This window comes from Thiomicrorhabdus sp. zzn3, assembly GCF_029767755.1.
Lineage (GTDB): Bacteria > Pseudomonadota > Gammaproteobacteria > Thiomicrospirales > Thiomicrospiraceae > Thiomicrorhabdus.
The window spans coordinates 245073-261460 of the sequence record NZ_JARUQS010000001.1 but is presented as its reverse complement, the minus strand read 5'-3'; the positions used below and the strand labels follow the sequence as shown (position 1 = coordinate 261460).

Annotated in this window: 20 protein-coding genes; 3 read left to right on the top strand and 17 right to left on the bottom strand. The window is 47.7% G+C overall.

Features of this window, described 5'->3' with window-relative positions; translation table 11 throughout:
• From QCB44_RS01150 to QCB44_RS01140, 3 genes are read right to left on the bottom strand one after another with little or no spacing between them, the layout of a single operon-like run.
• Positions 1-447, bottom strand: coding sequence for a ribbon-helix-helix protein, CopG family (locus QCB44_RS01150; RefSeq protein WP_279407438.1), 447 nt, complete (start codon positions 445-447; stop codon positions 1-3).
• A 13-nt stretch (positions 448-460) separates the two neighbouring features.
• Complete coding sequence (locus QCB44_RS01145) at positions 461-1387, bottom strand: ABC transporter ATP-binding protein (protein ID WP_279407436.1); 927 nt, start codon at positions 1385-1387, stop codon at positions 461-463.
• A gap of 11 nt (positions 1388-1398) precedes the next feature.
• Positions 1399-2250 carry an ABC transporter permease gene (locus QCB44_RS01140; RefSeq protein ID WP_279407434.1) on the bottom strand — a complete coding sequence of 284 codons (852 nt, stop codon included), beginning with the start codon at positions 2248-2250 and terminating at the stop codon, positions 1399-1401.
• Between the two features lie 475 nt (positions 2251-2725).
• On the opposite strand from QCB44_RS01140, the gene QCB44_RS01135 reads away from it, so the two are divergent.
• From QCB44_RS01135 to QCB44_RS01125, 3 genes are all read left to right on the top strand, one after another.
• Positions 2726-4192 (top strand): circularly permuted type 2 ATP-grasp protein, encoded by a 1467-nt coding sequence (locus QCB44_RS01135; protein ID WP_279407432.1) that lies wholly within the window; start codon positions 2726-2728, stop codon positions 4190-4192.
• Entirely contained in the window at positions 4177-5121 is a 945-nt protein-coding gene (locus tag QCB44_RS01130) for an alpha-E domain-containing protein (protein ID WP_279407431.1), read from the top strand. The genes QCB44_RS01135 and QCB44_RS01130 overlap by 16 nt, the downstream gene beginning before the upstream one ends.
• A 68-nt stretch (positions 5122-5189) precedes the next feature.
• Positions 5190-6227, top strand: a complete 1038-nt coding sequence (locus QCB44_RS01125) for a putative zinc-binding metallopeptidase (protein ID WP_279407430.1) — start codon at positions 5190-5192, stop codon at positions 6225-6227.
• Positions 6228-6312: 85 nt separating this feature from the next.
• On the opposite strand, the gene QCB44_RS01120 is transcribed toward QCB44_RS01125, so the two are convergent.
• From QCB44_RS01120 to QCB44_RS01055, 14 genes are all read right to left on the bottom strand, one after another.
• Positions 6313-8763, bottom strand: a complete 2451-nt coding sequence (locus QCB44_RS01120; protein WP_279407429.1) for a DUF2309 domain-containing protein — start codon at positions 8761-8763, stop codon at positions 6313-6315.
• Positions 8760-10316 carry an NADH-quinone oxidoreductase subunit L gene (locus QCB44_RS01115; protein WP_279407427.1) on the bottom strand — a complete coding sequence of 519 codons (1557 nt, stop codon included), beginning with the start codon at positions 10314-10316 and terminating at the stop codon, positions 8760-8762. Before QCB44_RS01115 ends, QCB44_RS01120 begins: the two co-directional genes overlap by 4 nt.
• A 456-nt stretch (positions 10317-10772) precedes the next feature.
• Positions 10773-11717 carry a LysR family transcriptional regulator gene (locus QCB44_RS01110; protein WP_279407426.1) on the bottom strand — a complete coding sequence of 315 codons (945 nt, stop codon included), beginning with the start codon at positions 11715-11717 and terminating at the stop codon, positions 10773-10775.
• An 83-nt stretch (positions 11718-11800) separates the two neighbouring features.
• Positions 11801-12424: a BMC domain-containing protein gene (locus tag QCB44_RS01105; RefSeq protein ID WP_279407424.1), complete on the bottom strand. Its 624-nt coding sequence runs from the start codon at positions 12422-12424 to the stop codon at positions 11801-11803.
• The gene (rdgB, locus tag QCB44_RS01100; protein WP_347710080.1) at positions 12421-13032 is read right to left on the bottom strand and encodes an RdgB/HAM1 family non-canonical purine NTP pyrophosphatase; all 612 of its coding nucleotides are present in this window, start codon (positions 13030-13032) and stop codon (positions 12421-12423) included. The genes QCB44_RS01105 and rdgB overlap by 4 nt, the downstream gene beginning before the upstream one ends.
• A gap of 7 nt (positions 13033-13039) precedes the next feature.
• Positions 13040-13426, bottom strand: coding sequence for a hypothetical protein (locus QCB44_RS01095; protein WP_279407422.1), 387 nt, complete (start codon positions 13424-13426; stop codon positions 13040-13042).
• Between the two features lie 343 nt (positions 13427-13769).
• Positions 13770-14012, bottom strand: a complete 243-nt coding sequence (locus QCB44_RS01090) for a hypothetical protein (protein WP_279407421.1) — start codon at positions 14010-14012, stop codon at positions 13770-13772.
• Complete coding sequence (locus QCB44_RS01085; RefSeq protein ID WP_279407419.1) at positions 14009-14284, bottom strand: 4a-hydroxytetrahydrobiopterin dehydratase; 276 nt, start codon at positions 14282-14284, stop codon at positions 14009-14011. Before QCB44_RS01085 ends, QCB44_RS01090 begins: the two co-directional genes overlap by 4 nt.
• Positions 14281-14829, bottom strand: coding sequence for a ferritin-like domain-containing protein (locus QCB44_RS01080; RefSeq protein WP_279407417.1), 549 nt, complete (start codon positions 14827-14829; stop codon positions 14281-14283). Before QCB44_RS01080 ends, QCB44_RS01085 begins: the two co-directional genes overlap by 4 nt.
• Positions 14830-14890: 61 nt before the next feature.
• Positions 14891-15199, bottom strand: coding sequence for a BMC domain-containing protein (locus tag QCB44_RS01075; RefSeq protein WP_279407415.1), 309 nt, complete (start codon positions 15197-15199; stop codon positions 14891-14893).
• A 22-nt stretch (positions 15200-15221) separates the two neighbouring features.
• Positions 15222-15512, bottom strand: coding sequence for a BMC domain-containing protein (locus QCB44_RS01070; protein ID WP_185979143.1), 291 nt, complete (start codon positions 15510-15512; stop codon positions 15222-15224).
• Between the two features lie 43 nt (positions 15513-15555).
• Complete coding sequence (locus tag QCB44_RS01065; RefSeq protein WP_279407411.1) at positions 15556-15846, bottom strand: BMC domain-containing protein; 291 nt, start codon at positions 15844-15846, stop codon at positions 15556-15558.
• A 33-nt stretch (positions 15847-15879) separates the two neighbouring features.
• Entirely contained in the window at positions 15880-16134 is a 255-nt protein-coding gene (locus QCB44_RS01060) for a carboxysome peptide B (RefSeq protein WP_279407409.1), read from the bottom strand.
• Positions 16115-16387 (bottom strand): carboxysome peptide A, encoded by a 273-nt coding sequence (locus tag QCB44_RS01055; protein WP_279407407.1) that lies wholly within the window; start codon positions 16385-16387, stop codon positions 16115-16117. Before QCB44_RS01055 ends, QCB44_RS01060 begins: the two co-directional genes overlap by 20 nt.
• Between the last annotated feature and the right edge of the window lies 1 nt (position 16388).

Below are 16388 nucleotides of genomic sequence, written 5' to 3'. Positions count from 1 at the left end.
TCAACTTGCATGGCTCTGACTCTGAATCGGTGGAATCACCGAATTCACCAAATACAAGCTACCGGTTTTGACACCGCGATTGGCAATCATCTCGTCACTGATCATTTGCAGGGTTTGTGCTGATCCCTGCAGAAGATTGACTTCCAAAGTGTGTTGATCAACCAATTGAATCTGTGTAGAGGAGATGATTTCCGCTACATACTTGTGTTTAATTTCGTTAAGTTTGTGCTGTAGCCCTAAAATGGTATGGTCATAAAAGAGCGTCACCGTACCGGCCATCACCTCATCACTGTGTTTTTGGTTCTGTAACGCCACTTCCTTTTGGATCATCTCCGTCAGAAGAGCCGAACGGTTTTGAAACCCTCGCCTCTTGACCAAGCGATCTAAGTCTTCTAGGACTTTTGCCGGCATGGAAGCGCTTACTCTGACCAAGTTTGACTTATTCATAGTTTCACCGATTCTAAAAAATGTTAGGGACTTCAGAATCCACCGGCACCATTTGCACCATACTCAGTTTCTCTTCGACATCCAGATGGGTAATAGGAGGATGCACAAGACTCTCCAAATAACGTTTGGTCGCCTGAAACTCATCACTCAACATCAGCTCAATCGGTCTCGGCCTTGGCAGCGGTACCTCCAATATTTCCCTGACCCTTCCCGGGTGCGCATCCAAAACCAAAACACGATCGGAAAGATAGACCGCTTCGTCCAAGTCGTGGGTAATAAACAAAATGGTAATATCGATGTTTTGCCAGATTTCCAGAAGATACTGCTGCATCTTGGCGCGATTTTGCGGATCCAATGCCGAGAAGGGTTCATCCATCAACAATACCTTAGGTTGTGCCGCCAGAGCCCTTGCTATGGCAACACGCTGCTGCATCCCGCCCGACAATTGATGCGGATAAGATTCTGCATACTTCGACAGCCCCACCAGATCGATCCACTGCAGTGCATCCCGCTCGGCATCCGCCTTGTCTTGACCGGACTGCACCAAACCAAACATGACATTTTTCTTGACGGACATCCACGGGAAAAGCGTGTATTTTTGAAACACCATGCCTCGATCCGGACCAGGACCACTCACATGAGAACCAGCCACTATCATGTCTCCGGAGTCATGCGTTTCCAAGCCTGCAATCGTTCTGGCCAAGGTCGACTTACCGCAACCGGACGGCCCCACAACGCACATAAACTCTCTTTGGTGCGCATTGAAATCGATCCCTCCAAGAACCAGGTTTTCCTGTTTTTTGTGGTAAAACGTTTTTCGCAGCTGATTTACTTCAATCGCTACCGGACGATTCCGAATGCGCTCAAAACGCGCTGTAATTTCAGGAGTATATAAATCAGCAAGAGGATGACGATTGGGGTTATGTTCATTGTGATTCATGGGGTCAACCTTTATTTACTGTTGTTCCAAGGAAAGAGTCTTCTGCCCAACCAAGCCAGGATCAGATCCGTTACCAGTCCGATCACGCCAATGATCAAAATGGCTGCAAACACATTGTCGAAGTTCTTATATCGGGCTTGTTGCGTAATGAACCAGGTAATTCCAGAGCTGGTTCCAATCAATTCCGCGACAATCAAATAGGTCCATGCCCATCCCAAAAGAATTCGCATGTCTCGATACAAATCGGGCAGAACACCCGGAACAATGACGCGTTTTAGCAGGGAAGCCCCGTTACATCCCAGCGTCAGCGCTGCCTCAACCAAGGCCGGACTTAATTTCCTGGTCGTGTTCGCAACGATCAGGATCATTTGAAAGACGGTTCCTATAAAAATGATCGCGATCTTGGGGGCGTCATAAATACCCAAAATAGCCACGGCTAAAGCCCCGAACGCGGGAGCGGGAAGGTATCTGAAAAATTCGGTAAACGGCTCGATCAACTTTGCAAACGCTTCATAGGTACCGGCCAAAATACCCAAAGGCACGCCGATCAAAACGGCCCAAAAAAATCCCCAGGCAATGACTTGAATACTGTGCAGGAGGCTCTCGTGCAACCAAGGTTCGTTCGATCTTTTGGGCGGCGTGGTAAAGGCGGTATAGAGCGCGGTAGCCACCTCATGAGGGGCTGGAAGATAAACCGGATTAGACGGAAATCCTTCCGGAGCCACTTTGCCTTCCGATTCTTTTTTCTCCACCTCTCGGTAGAAAATTTCTTTATCAACCAGCATCCCCACTCTTAAATAACCGGCATCCCCGGAATCAGTGATTTCGATCTTAGGGTGCCATAACTGAGGGACATAACTCACTAAAGACCAAATAAACAACGGCAGAAGAAAGCTGGAAAATATTAAAAAATAACGAGAGCGGACATCTAATGGGGCTCTAGGAACAAACCATGTTTTAGGCAACAAACTCATATCTTTGGATACCACGTTATTACAATTATTGAAATTCGTAATAACATTAACGGTTCCAAATATATTTTTTAATTTATATTCAAACAGTTAACAAACAACAACTCTGCTATAAACTAAAAACAGAAACAAAATTGCACCAAAATAAAACATTCTCTTTACAGCTTAGAAAAGCTTCAACACGGCAAACTCTTTGAATCACTGAAATAAAACGGATGCTCACGTCGCACCATTTTGTTTCAAACGCTTGTTAACACATGCCCTTTACTCCGCCCCAAATAAAATTAAGACATTGAAAAATAAACAATTTAAACCTATCGCACAATTGTTGTTAAGTTAACTTAAAACCACAACAAAGGTGTTGACCATGCTCACATCATTACGCCACTATCCGGTAAACAATTTTTACGATGAGGCGCTCGCCGCCCCGGATCAACCCAGAGAATCCGCCAAACAACTGTTCTCTCAACTTAACGATACCTTTTTCAACTCCTTTCAAGAACTGCAAAAGAGCTCTGAAGCCGCTATCGCACAAATGGGAATTTCCTTCACCGTTTACAGTGACAATGGAAATATCGATCGCCTTTGGCCCTTTGATGTTTTTCCCCGAACCATTTGCAGTCAAGAATGGCAGAGCATAAGCACAGGCCTGAAACAGCGCTTAAAAGCACTCAACCTGTTTATTGAAGACGTTTATAACGATCAACAAATCTTTAAAGCCAAAGTCATCCCCAAGGAAGTCATTCTTTCCTCAAAAGATTACCGCCCCGAATGCCGAGGAATGCGCCTAAAGCACAGCTCATGGGCCTGCATCTGCGGTTCAGACTTGGTAAGAGACGCCAGCGGCACCGTCTATGTACTTGAAGATAATTTAAGAGTTCCATCCGGAGTCTCCTACATGTTGGAAAACCGTGCGGTGATGAAACAGGTCATGCCAGAAGTGTTTCAGGACATGAACATCCTTCCCATTGATCAATATCCCATGCAACTCTTGTCCATGTTGCGCTCTCTATGCCCGCATGAGAGCGACAATCCCGAAGTCGTGGTGTTGACCCCGGGCATTTTCAACTCCGCGTACTATGAACACAGCTACCTCGCCCATGAGATGGGGGCTGAACTTGTTGAAGGATCAGATCTTGTCGTTCTTGAAGACAACTGCGTTTATATGCGCAATATTGAGGGCCTAAAGCGAGTGGATGTGATTTACCGCCGCATTGACGACGCCTTCCTTGACCCGGAAGTTTTTCGCAAAGACTCTGCACTAGGTGTTCCCGGTTTAATGCGGGCTTGGAAAGCCGGCAACGTCGCTATCGCAAATGCACCGGGATGCGGAGTTGCCGACGACAAAGTGGTGTATGCCTATGTGCCCGACATGATCCGCTTCTATTTAAATGAAGAGCCCATCATTGAAAACGTTCCCACCTACCTGTGCAGCCGTAAACAAGACCGCGATTACGTGCTGGGGCACCTTTCGGAACTTGTCGTCAAACCGGCCAATGAGTCGGGAGGATACGGATTATTGATCGGCCCAAAAGCCTCAAAAGAGGAAATTGAGACCTTTTCCAAACTTATTCAAGATAACCCCAGAAATTATATCGCACAGCCTACGTTGAATCTCTCAACCGTTCCTACGGTATGCGAAGAAGGCCTAGAGCCTCGCCACGTTGACCTGAGACCTTTCATCCTTCAAGGAGAGAAATCTTATGTAACAGCCGGAGGACTGACGAGAGTCGCATTACAAAAGGGATCATTAGTCGTGAACTCTTCCCAGGGGGGCGGATCAAAAGACACTTGGATTGTAGTAACGGAGGAAGACGCATGCTTTCAAGAGTAGCTGAACGGGTATATTGGCTGGCGCGCTATATCGAACGCGTGGAAAATACGGCACGGTTGGCCAAAGTTCATTCTCAACTGATGCTGGACCTCCCGAAATCGGTCAAACTCAGCTGGTACAGCCTGGTGCAAATCACCAGCAACGAAGCCTATTTCGCCGCCAATTACGACAGTCGCAGCGAAAAAAACTGCATGACCATGCTGTTGAGCGACCCGAACAACCCGAGCTCGCTGATGTCCTCTCTACGTTGGGCGCGAGAAAATATTCGCACAACCCGAGACATTTTGCCAAGGGAAGCCTGGGTCCACGTTAATGAATTGTATTTGCTCGTTAAATCCCAACAGGAAGACTTCGAAACACGCGCCAAAAGAAACGCATTGCTGTCGGTCATTATTCGTGCATGCCAAGCCTTCTCAGGGATGCTGTCGGGTACAATGAGTCAGAACGACACCTATCGTTTTCTAAAGCTCGGCATGTTTATTGAACGCGCCGACATGACGACCCGACTCTTGGATGAAGGCGGTTTGTACATTGCCCAAGAGTGCTTTGAGAATGAAGAGGAATCCCACTTTGATGCCATATTGTGGGCGCACTTGCTCCGTTCGATCAGCTCTTATTTTATGTACCGCCAACAATATCAAAGTGAAATCTCAGGCCAGGAAGTCATTAGTTTTTTAACACAAGACCCTTCTTCTGCACGCTCACTTAGCTACTGTTTAAAAGCCATGTACACGATTATGGACGACCTACCGAATCCATCGGCCGTCCAAACTGCATTGCAATTATTACAACAAAAAATAAATGCCGAGAAATTATTAATCTTAGGCAGCCACGAACTGCATGACCACTTAGACTGGATTCAATCGGAACTTTCAATGATCAACAATCTTCTTTACGATATCTGGTTCAACCCAAGGAGAGTCTCTTAAATGCACGCGATGACGGCCACTGCACAGAAAACAACTCGACATAACTTCTCAAGATCAGACCGCAAGCAATGAGACGATTTTATTGTGTCTGCGGACAAGAGAGCTTCTTCCACAATCATTTTTGCCGAAAATGTGGAAGATCGATTGCTTATGACCCCCATAGCGGTTCCATGCTTTTTGGCGAACTTATTGATACCAATCAATTCTTATCGCATGATGAAAAGGGGGATAAGTCCAACCCCTACAAAACCTGCGAACATCGCCAAACCGCCCTGGTCTGCAATTGGTTGCTGCCACCTAATGACTCGCAATGCCAGTGTATCTGCTGCCGAACCACTCGCACCATTCCAGACCAGAGCCAGCCTAAAAACCCTTTGCGCTGGCAAAAACTGGAACAGGCAAAGCGCCAGCTTTTCCAAACACTTATTGATTTAAACCTTATCAATGCCTCATGTCCGGAAAAGTTTGCCGACCTGCAATTTGATTTTCTCGAAGATCAGCGCAGCAACCCAAACGTTACCTTGGAGCACGTGCTGACCGGACACAACCAGGGGCTGATCACCCTGAACGCGGCTGAAGCAGACGAGGGGTTTTTACATGCAATGAAAGAACAAATGCAAGAACGCTATCGCACCCTTCTTGGGCATTTTCGCCATGAGATCGGGCATTATTTCTGGACAAAACTTATCGCTACTCCTGAACAAAAGCACTGTTTTCGAGAGGTGTTTGGTGATGAACGTACCGACTATCAAGCCGCCTTGGAACACTACTACCGACAAGGCAAACAAAACCATTGGCGCAGTCGTTTCATCACCCCTTATGCCAGCAGCCACCCCTATGAAGACTGGGCGGAAACCTGGGCCCATTACATGCACATTGTAGACACGCTACAGACCGCACAGACTTATGGGCTGAGTATATACGATCCTAGAGAGCACAACTTTGACCACTGGTTCGCCGAATGGGATCGGGTAACTCAAATGATGAACGCATTAAATCGAAGCATGGGAGTTTCAGAACCGTATCCATTCCAGGTTTCAGATGTTGTAAAAGGCAAGCTGCGCTTTATCGATGAATCAATTAATGCCTATTCGAAGAAGGAATGAAACTCGGATCGCCCACGACACGCCATGAAGCCGGCGTACGGCACGGCCTCAAAGGCCGCTACGAACGCATCATTTTGACTTGTTGTTAGCGGTTATTCAAATAACGCTGGATGGTTCCATCCCGCCCCCATATAAAGCAATAAAGCCATTCATTATCAATGAGCTGTTTTACCACTTCATTTTCAGACGCCACTTGATCAACCGCCTCCCAAGGAGCATCGATATACACGCTCAACCTAAGCGGCTCGTGCATCCATTGCTCTCCGTTATGCAACGACTGCATCGGTAAACCGATTCTTAAGTCACCGCCATTGCCTTCAAACACACCGATACAGCCGTCGACAACATTGTGCAACACCTTGTTGCCGCTGCCATAGACATGATTATCGCAAACCGAAGCATAGTACTGCAGATTGATCCAGTTGGTTACGACCATCGGCGCGGTCATAATCAAGGTCAACAGCGACAAATCGGAATCTTGTTGCCAATCATAATCGTGCAAGAACGCCCGTCCCTGAAGATCCAATCCTTTGGTTCTTGAGCGCGGCGCCACAATGAACGCGGCATTGTTTGACAGTCCCCACTCCGGTCTCACCTGAGACCAGTCTTTGGCGCGCCGCTGAATCGACTGATGTAAACTCGGCCCTTGCAAATGATTCAAACCCAGTCTTCCGGCTCGTTCCTGGCGCGCCAGCTCAGTGGCGCGAGACAACCAGACGCTAACCCGCTCATTGAGGCTGTCAGAACCATAGCAGGTGAATTCATCCGTCGTCGTATTATGCATGGCCGCAACAAAACGCGTGTCATCAGGAATAACGATCCCTTTGTCCTTCAACCCGTCGCGTACACATTGATCGTTCAACAAAAACGCAAGAACGCGCACGTTGATTTCTCCGGTCTGTCCTCCGCAAGCCCCGCAGTCCAAACCGGCTGCGTGCGGGTTATTGCAGCTGCTACTCCCGTGACCGACCAACAACACAGTTTCCGCCAGGTTTTGATCCAACCCCATGGCATGCAAGATGCCTGCCGCCAAATCCACTTTTTGTTCAATCGACAACGGAGAATCTTGCTGCGTCATTTCAAACTCGTCCGTTGTCGGCAAATGATTAACAGGGTGCAAATGCTCATCTGGAAACAGGCTGTTGCGCAGCAACTTGAACGCATACATTAATCCTGTCGCTTCAACCATGCTAAAGGTCGCCGGAGGCGCATTTCCCCACTCTATCCAACGAGCTTTTAGATTCAACGAACTGGCCGTCGATTTTTTGGATGTTTTTGACAAAATCGGAGTGACCTTGATGCCCGACTTCAATAATCCTGGCAGTTGCGGTCGAGAAACATCGGTTCCTATCGGTTGGTACTCGATGGGCAACCCGAAAAATCCTGCAAACCCAATGGTTTCAATTCTTGCGTCTTGAGCCTCTAATGCACGTCGCATGACCTCAGAGCGAACGTCGATACAAAACGCTGCCTGCAATAAAGCCGGCACTTCCTTATTTTCACTCCCCGATTTACTGGCGTGTTTTAATTGTTGATGCAGATCCGATTGATAAGCAAGCTCGGCCGCTCTTTGCCAGATCCAGGATTTGGCCTGCGCGGCTTCATGAATCTCGATCAATTCCGGCAAAATGCTCATTTGATGTCTCCACATCACCTTGAGCTCATTGAATACGGAACGATCTCTCTCTTTCTGATGGCACCAAAGCACCCACTCCCACGCCAAACGAATGGCAAGAAACTCCATCATCAGGTCATTTTCATGGCCATTAAGACGGTCTTGCCAACGTAAATAAGCCACCCAAGAAGCCCAACCGTTTACATCAAGAAGCAATGCATGCGCATAATCTGCCACTTGGCTATCAGGCACTCCCAAACCGACAATCGCTTGCGCCAAGAGATCTTCCGTCTCTTCGGGCAAATCCAGGAAATGTTCAGTCAACCCGTCTTCCGCCATTAGGATTTCAATTCCCTTATCCTGACGGGTGGTGGCCAACCATTCGCCATACAATCCCTTATACCTGTCTGAGTACGAACCTTGGTCGTCTTTCAAACGGAAATAGTCCGCACAAAACTGACTTATCTGATGGGTTATTTCATCTCGCCAAGCCATCTTGTATTTTCGGTCCCGGCCGCTATCAACAAAATCGCTGACATTATGCCAGTGCGTATGTTCATCCTCCTCAAGCAAATAACGCTCAAGGTTTTCAATGGAATAATCCTTTCCTGCTTCTTCTATGGCCTGCTGAAGATGCTGAGGCTGCAAGTCTTCCATCCAAATTTCTTGAAAATAGGATTTCGGCATCACGCACTGCGCCTGACTCAGAGCGCTCAACTTGGCCGAAACTTTGGCAAAATGCTGGTTTCGCATTTCCCACCAAGGATTGACCGCAATAAGCTCATCCAGTGGCCAAGTTGGAGCGATGCGCCCGCAAGCTTCAGCCAATGCCGCCTTCTGCTTATCTGAAAGCCGCGGCGTCAAAGGCTTTGCTTGACTCAAACCTCCGAGTTCGGGATGTTTATCTTTGTGCAAAATCATTGATATAACTCCTCTTTGGGAATCTGTAATTTCTTGGGCTTAAATCTGACCGGCAATCTTGTCGGATAAATCCTCAGGTTTAAACGCGTGACCCATTCATCCAAGTAAAACCCGGCATAAAAAGCCCGTCTAACCTTTTTCATCCACGCATTGTCGCTGTGATAACGAAGCAACACGTAACCCGCCATGAACAGAACAAGCAGAAGCGCTATCCATAAATCGCCTTCCCATCCGACGCTGGCCTGCATAGACGGAACAATCAAGCTGGCACCATTTTTTTGCAGGCTGTAAACCAACAGAAGAACGGCACCCAAACCAACCATTGCCGTGGCTGAAGCGGCAGTTAATCGCCCCCTTCTCTCAGCAATTAAAAGCGTCAATGCAATAGCGAAAAGGAGCCACGGACTATAAGGAGCCGGCAAGTCAGCGATCCAAACCAGACCGGCAACCAACGCCAAAGAGGCTGTTCCAGCCAACCACCATTCACTCACCGAAGGAGGCACGGGTCTGGCAAGTCTGCGTTTCAGACTCGATTCCACTTCCGATCCCGAGTTCAGGAAAGCGTAAGCTTTATAGCAAGAGTGTGCGACCAGGTGCAGCAGTGCCAATTCAAACAGTCCTAAAGCGCACTCAACGAGCATTAATCCCATTTGCGACATGGTTGACCAGGCCAAACGCACCTTAACCGACGCCCGCGTCATCATCACCAACGCGGCCAATACCGTCGTGATCCCTCCGACGACCAGCAAGATCCATTGCGCAACATCAGACAGCATGATCAGCGGCGCAAAAATAATCAGCAGATAGCCGCCGAGATTAATGATTCCGGCATGCAATAATGCCGACACCGGCGTCGGCGCCTCCACCACCTGAATCAACCAACCATGCAATGGCAACTGGGCGCACTTTACCAAAGCGGCCATAGCCAAAAGCACCGCCGCAAACTGATCCCAATTACTTAGCTCATCGGACAGCGAGACATTTTGATAAACTTCGCTGATGAACCAAGTGTCATGCTCATAGTGCAAAATCAAAATCGCACCTAACAAGCAGGCCTCCGCCACTCTCGCGAAGATAAACTTTTTATGTGCAGCCAACACCGCACGCTGTCTATGTGGAAAGAAAACCAGCAGCCTGTGTAAGCTCAAACTGATCGCAATCCATGCGACCATCAATACCAACATATGGTTACTGACAATCACGGTGGCAACGCTTCCAAGCGTAACCAGAAGCCAACGCAAATAACGTTTTTCTTCCTCTATGTTTCCTGCCATATAGGCACTGGAATATCGAATATTGACGAAAGCGATAAAGCTTACCAACCCCAACATCACCAAACTCATTCCTGAAGCTCCAACCCATTGACCGGACTCCGATAAGTTAATCCAGCCCAAGAGAACCGACAGTGCCAGGAACAGTGTCAGAGCCAGCCCCGCTAAACTGATCAGGGTCGCCAGCTTCCAGTTTGCTCGCCTTTCGTTGGCCAAGGCCCCAATAAAAAAGAGTGTCGGTATTAACAACATCATTGAAGCGCCAATCCATTGCATATTCATAGAAAACTCCTTAACCACCTATCGAATGCCAGCACGCCGTTGTTGCTTGACAAGATTCGACGATTTGAATGTGTTTTAAATCTTAGGAGATAGCGATGCGAAAGAAAAATTGGTAAATCAAATGCGACCTATAGACTAAAGAGAATAGTTGACTCAAAGGAGACAAAACCGCCTGAAGCGCGACGCGCAAAAAGGAAACGCAGGAGATCAAAGGCAAACAAGACGGCGTATAAACACCATGGGTTCTCACGTTTCGAAAGGGGCTATTTTGCAAAGCCACCTTTTTCCAAGCAGAGAAATACTAAGCATTGGCGATTGTTGATCAATGAGAAATGACGTACTAAATTTGACGCACGAGAAAATGGCCAAATACGAAGATAAGCCTACTTAAGCAGGGCGGTTGGATGGCGATTGTACCGACCCAGCCCTGCAAAAATTCCGAGCCTGCAAGTCGCTCTAGAGCTCAATAAACTCTTCGCCCGACTTCTTCAAAAATTCCAGAAACTCTTGAGCAATGATCGAAAGCTCTTTACCTCTTGGATAAACAATATTCCACTGTTTGTGAATAGGAAAGCCTTCTACATCGAGCTCGACAATCGGGCCCTGTTCTTTTTCTAAATACAGCGCATGCTTGGACACGCAGGCAACCCCGAGATCGCCGGCCACACAGTGTTTGATGGCTTCATTGCTTTTTAAAGTCAATCGCTCATTCACTTTCAAGTCTTTATCGGCAAACACCTTCTCGACTGCCGAGCGTATCCCCGAACCCTCTTCTCGCATAATAAAAGGTTCTTTGGACAACCGCTTAAGGGTGACTTTTTTACCGACCAATTCATGATGACTATTGGCGATAATAACCAACGGATTCGGGGCAAAAGGAATCACCTCAAGATCCAAATCACTGGGAGGAACCTGCCCCAAAATATAAATGTCATCGAGATTTCGGGCAATCCTCTTGAGCAACGTATTCCGGTTGGAAATCGTCAAATCCAAATCGATATCGGGATATTTTTTGGAAAACTTTCCTAATGCCAAAGGCATAAAATATTTCGCCGTGGTCATAACCGCGACCCGAAGACGCCCGCGAGTCATGCCGCGATAATCATCCAGTTTCATTTCCAAGTTTGAGAAATGGTTGATGACATCTCGACAGCTACAGGCCACTTCCTCACCCACTTCAGTGAGATAAATTTTTCTGCCGACCTGCTCATACAGGGGAATCCCTATCGCTTCGGCTAAACTTTTAACCTGTGAAGACACTGTTGGCTGAGTTAAGTGAAGTTCTTCAGCGGCTTTAGTAAAGCTAAGATTACGTGCAACCGATTCAAACACCTGAATCTGCCGCAACGAGGCATGGCGTATCAAAAAATTTTTTGGTTGTTGAATTGGTTGATCACTCATAACAAAGTCTTTATTCATTAAGTTAAATTGCAACTTGTACAGAATAATTCACTTTCTATACAAATATTTGACAAATATCAAAATTATGTTGATGGACGACAAGTAAGACGCTCCAGCGCTTCGTTTGCCGCCCTGGCCGCTTCATTAATATCCGACTCTTTACCGCACATCAATAAACGACCGTAGGCCCCAACAGCGCGCGCCTCCACCAAGGTGACATTGGCGGCCTTCTCGGCTTCATTTGCCGCATAGACGATATAGCCGGCCGGTTCCGTTTCCATAATAAACATGCTTTGGCCCGGCAGAATCATTGAACCTTTTCGATTATCCCGGTTAATCAACGTGGCATGATCCGGCGTGACTCCGCGAATGATTTCACTCCACATCACAACGCATTGCTGGCGATCATATTCGTGCGTATTAAGATGTCGTAAAATACTTTCCCCCGCCTCCAGCACATCACTCTGATCTCGGTGGTGAATCACCATTGAACCGTATGCCCGCTCAACGATTTGCTGCCCCAATCTAACATTCGACGCTTTTAAAGCCACATCGGATAAACGATGAACGGCCATACCCGGAGCCACCTCTATCCACAGACAAGAGTCGCCAGGCACAGGTAAAAACCCCATAGAGGCCGTGCCCATATAAGACGCCAGTTGCGGCTGCAGCGAGTCCAGAAACACATAAGTACGCAATTCAATCATGGAGCCACTTCCCCTCTAAGCTGATTAACGACGGATTGAACCGCCTGAGCCCGATGACTGATTTGGTTTTTTATTTCCAGCGGAATTTCCGACACCGATTTGAGCAATGCCGGAATCCACATAACATCATCATAGCCAATTCCGTAGCCGGTGCGTGGTTTCATTAAAATCTCTCCATACCAGTGCCCCACGCCTATCAACGGCATCGGGTCCTGTGCATGCTTAACATAAACAACTGCGCAGGAATAACGCGCTTTTCTCTGCGGGTAAGGCAGCAGTGTCATATCATCCAACAACTTTGACAAGTTGCGCTCATCACTGTTTTCCGTTGACCCCGTGTATCTGGCGGAGTAAATGCCGGGCAAGCCTCCCAAAGCCTCAACCTCTAGTCCCGAATCATCCGCCAAAGCGGGCAGGCCTGTTCTTTCACTAGCGAAACGCGCTTTCTTAATGGCGTTTTCCACAAAGCTTAAACCGTCCTCTACCGCTTCTTCCGCAAAAAAATCGGTTTGCGGCTTGCAAGCAAAGCCGGCCCGAGCCAGAAGTGGTGCAAGCTCAGCGACTTTATGCGGATTGGCTGTAGCCAAAATAATTGGAGACATCATCATTTAACTCTTAATTACAACGCGTCATGACTTCCACATCGGAAGAAAACACCATCAGATCATGACCTTTTTGAATATATTGATTCAGCTCATCCAGAAGAAGCACCAGCGTACTTCTATCCACCTCAGCCATAAACATAATATTATTCCCAGCCAATGCAGAATCGCCGTGAGCGGATTTCCTGGCATCGTAGAGGGTATAATCCTCGACACCGTGAATCTGCATGATTTCAATCATGTCTTGTTCCAAAACGTCCGGTGGAATAATCTGCAGCAGCTTGTTGCCGGCCTCCACGCCAACCTGAGATAGCTTTGCACCCTCTCCGCGTTTATTTTGCGGCGTTTGTGTGCTTAAACTCCACGTTTCTGTTTCATATTCTTCTTCACACCATTGCATGACACATCTCCCTTTAACAGTTGCCGCATTGCATAATCTCGAATCAAACAGTCGAGTGCGCCTAAAAAATCGTACATCCTGCTATCTCAAACGATCGAATGACTTTTGTGCAGTCATACACATCCGTTCATACATTAATCACCATGTTAGGGAATTCGTGTCATTTTGAGAAATTGGAGTTTTCTCTTCATGCTATAGACTTTAGTCAATGGATTCGTATACATAAAAACAGACTGCATTCTGACAGAATGAAAAGAGGCTTAGGGAAGGTAAAATGGGCAGAACCGGCACTGCCCAATCGGCTAAGACTTCCGGTTAAACGCCTGCAGCAGGCGCAATACGACTAATCAGGCCAAACTCTTCGGCTAGGAAAGGCTTTAACCTGATCAGCAATATGTTCGGATGCACCCGTTTCTTTTTTAGAAGAACCGTTTGCTGACTGCTCAATTGCTTTATTGGCCGTTGTTTTTTTCGTACTACTCGCGGCTGTCGCCACTGCTCGAGTCGACGATTTTTTTTGCGTTGTTGAAGGCGACTTATTAGCGCTTGCCGTCGTTGCCTTACTCGAATCCTGTGAAGTCGTCATGCTACTTCTCCTTGAGAATGATTGGTCACGCGTTGGAAACCGTCATCAATCCCTGTTGCGAGCGCAAAATCGGTCTCACCCAAGGCTTCGGTTTTGGCATAGATAATCACTGAGGCGTGATTTCGACCAAAGCTGATATTGGGGTGATGATCCAAGGATTCCGCCTGTTCTGCCATCTCATCCAAAAAGGCTCTCAACGTTTCAAAGTCGTCAAACTCGAAACGGGCTTCCATACTTGCAGGTTTCTCTTTCAGTTTCCATCGCTTGTTCATACAAAGCTCCTATTGGGCTGATGCGCCTGTGACATCAGTCGGAAATAATCATCCAACCAAGCCTGCACTCTCATTAGCTGAGACTGTTCTTCTTCCAACAGTCGACTAAACAGTGCATGGTCTTCCTGGGCACCAAAATTGGCGCAATATTGAACCGCTTCTGAATACAGTTGAATCAGAGCGATTTCGCGCTCTTCACAAGTTCTCAAAGCTTCTGCAATATTGTTGGCCGTACTGGCAGGACGCAATACGCTTCCTGCGGGCAAAGCCCCCTGAGCGACCATACGATCTGTAATTAAATTCGCGTGCTGAAATTCTTCGTTTGCCAAAGTAATGAAACCTTCGGCATAAGATGTTTCTTGGCGAAATTTTGCCAGCGAAGCTTGTGCGAGATAATGCTGGCCTGCAGAAAACTCCAGGCTTAAGGCTCGACCTAAATACCCTAAAATCTGGCTGTTGGCGACAGATGTTTGTGCTTGGGGTACTCTTGGATAAGCGCCTGCACCCGGCATTACACTGCCCGGCATTCTAGACGAATAATGCATGCCTCCCTCCTAATCCCGATTGAGGGTTAAAGTTTTTAACCCTCGGATTCAATAGAAAATATTAGCTTCGGCCTGCAGAGTTATTGCCGATGGTCAATACCGGTTCCACTTCTTTGTGTGGACGGGCAATGATGTGCGCCGCTACCAAACCGTCACCTACACGCTCACAAGCGTCTGCTCCGGCACGTACCGCTGCGTTTACCGCACCGGTTTCACCACGCACCATTACAGTAACGTAACCGCCGCCTACGAACTCACGGCTAACCAAACGAACTTCGGCTGCTTTAGTCATCGCATCCGCCGCTTCAATCGCTGGCACCAAACCACGGGTCTCGATCATACCCAACGCAATTCCGTATTCTGTACTCATGACATTCTCCTTAAGACGAAAATTACTTCTGTTCAATCGTTAAAACGGGTTCCACTTCTTTGTGTGGACGGGCAATGATGTGCGCCGCTACCAAACCGTCACCTACACGCTCACAAGCGTCTGCTCCGGCACGTACCGCTGCGTTTACCGCACCGGTTTCACCACGCACCATTACAGTAACGTAACCGCCGCCTACGAACTCACGGCTAACCAAACGAACTTCGGCTGCTTTAGTCATCGCATCCGCCGCTTCGATCGCTGGCACCAAACCACGGGTCTCGATCATACCCAACGCAATTCCGTAATCACTCATAACTTTCTCCTTCTAGCAAAATCGCAATTAATACTGTTAAAGCTTATTTCTTCTCAACGGTTAATACCGGTTCCACTTCTTTGTGTGGACGGGCAATGATGTGCGCCGCTACCAAACCGTCACCTACACGCTCACAAGCGTCTGCCCCGGCACGTACCGCTGCGTTTACCGCACCGGTTTCACCACGCACCATTACAGTAACGTAACCGCCGCCTACGAACTCACGGCTAACCAAACGAACTTCGGCTGCTTTAGTCATCGCATCCGCCGCTTCGATCGCTGGCACCAAACCACGGGTCTCGATCATACCCAACGCAATTCCGTAATCACTCATAACTTTCTCCTTTGAGTTGCTCACTTTTAAAACTTACTTCTGTTCTGGTTGCCAGTTATCAATAATCCCACCAACCGTTAAATCCGTTAATAATCGTTTGTCGCCTGCGGCATCTCTTGCTGCAGAATTGGCGATAGTAAAAACCCAGTCTCCCGTTTTGGTTCCAATCGGGTCCATCGCCACAAACAGCTCTCCTGTTTCTGTTGTCAAGGCTTTTAAAGGTAAGTGTCCCAACCCCTCTAAGCGACTTGTCAACACCAACTGTTGTTTAACTTGTAGTATTTGCATCCTGAGGTACTTCCCATTTGTCGATAATGCCAACAATCGTCAGATCACTCGGATAACCCTTTACACCGGTTGCGTCTCGCGCCGCCGAACTACCACAACAAATCACCCAGTCACCTGGTTTACAGCCCACCGGATCCACCGCCACTTGAGGGGTGCCGCCATCCTTTTCGCGCACCACCAGCAGCGGTTTGTGCTCCATCATGGCAATACGGTTTGTTGAAACGAGGGTCTTATCGACTTTATAAATTTTCACG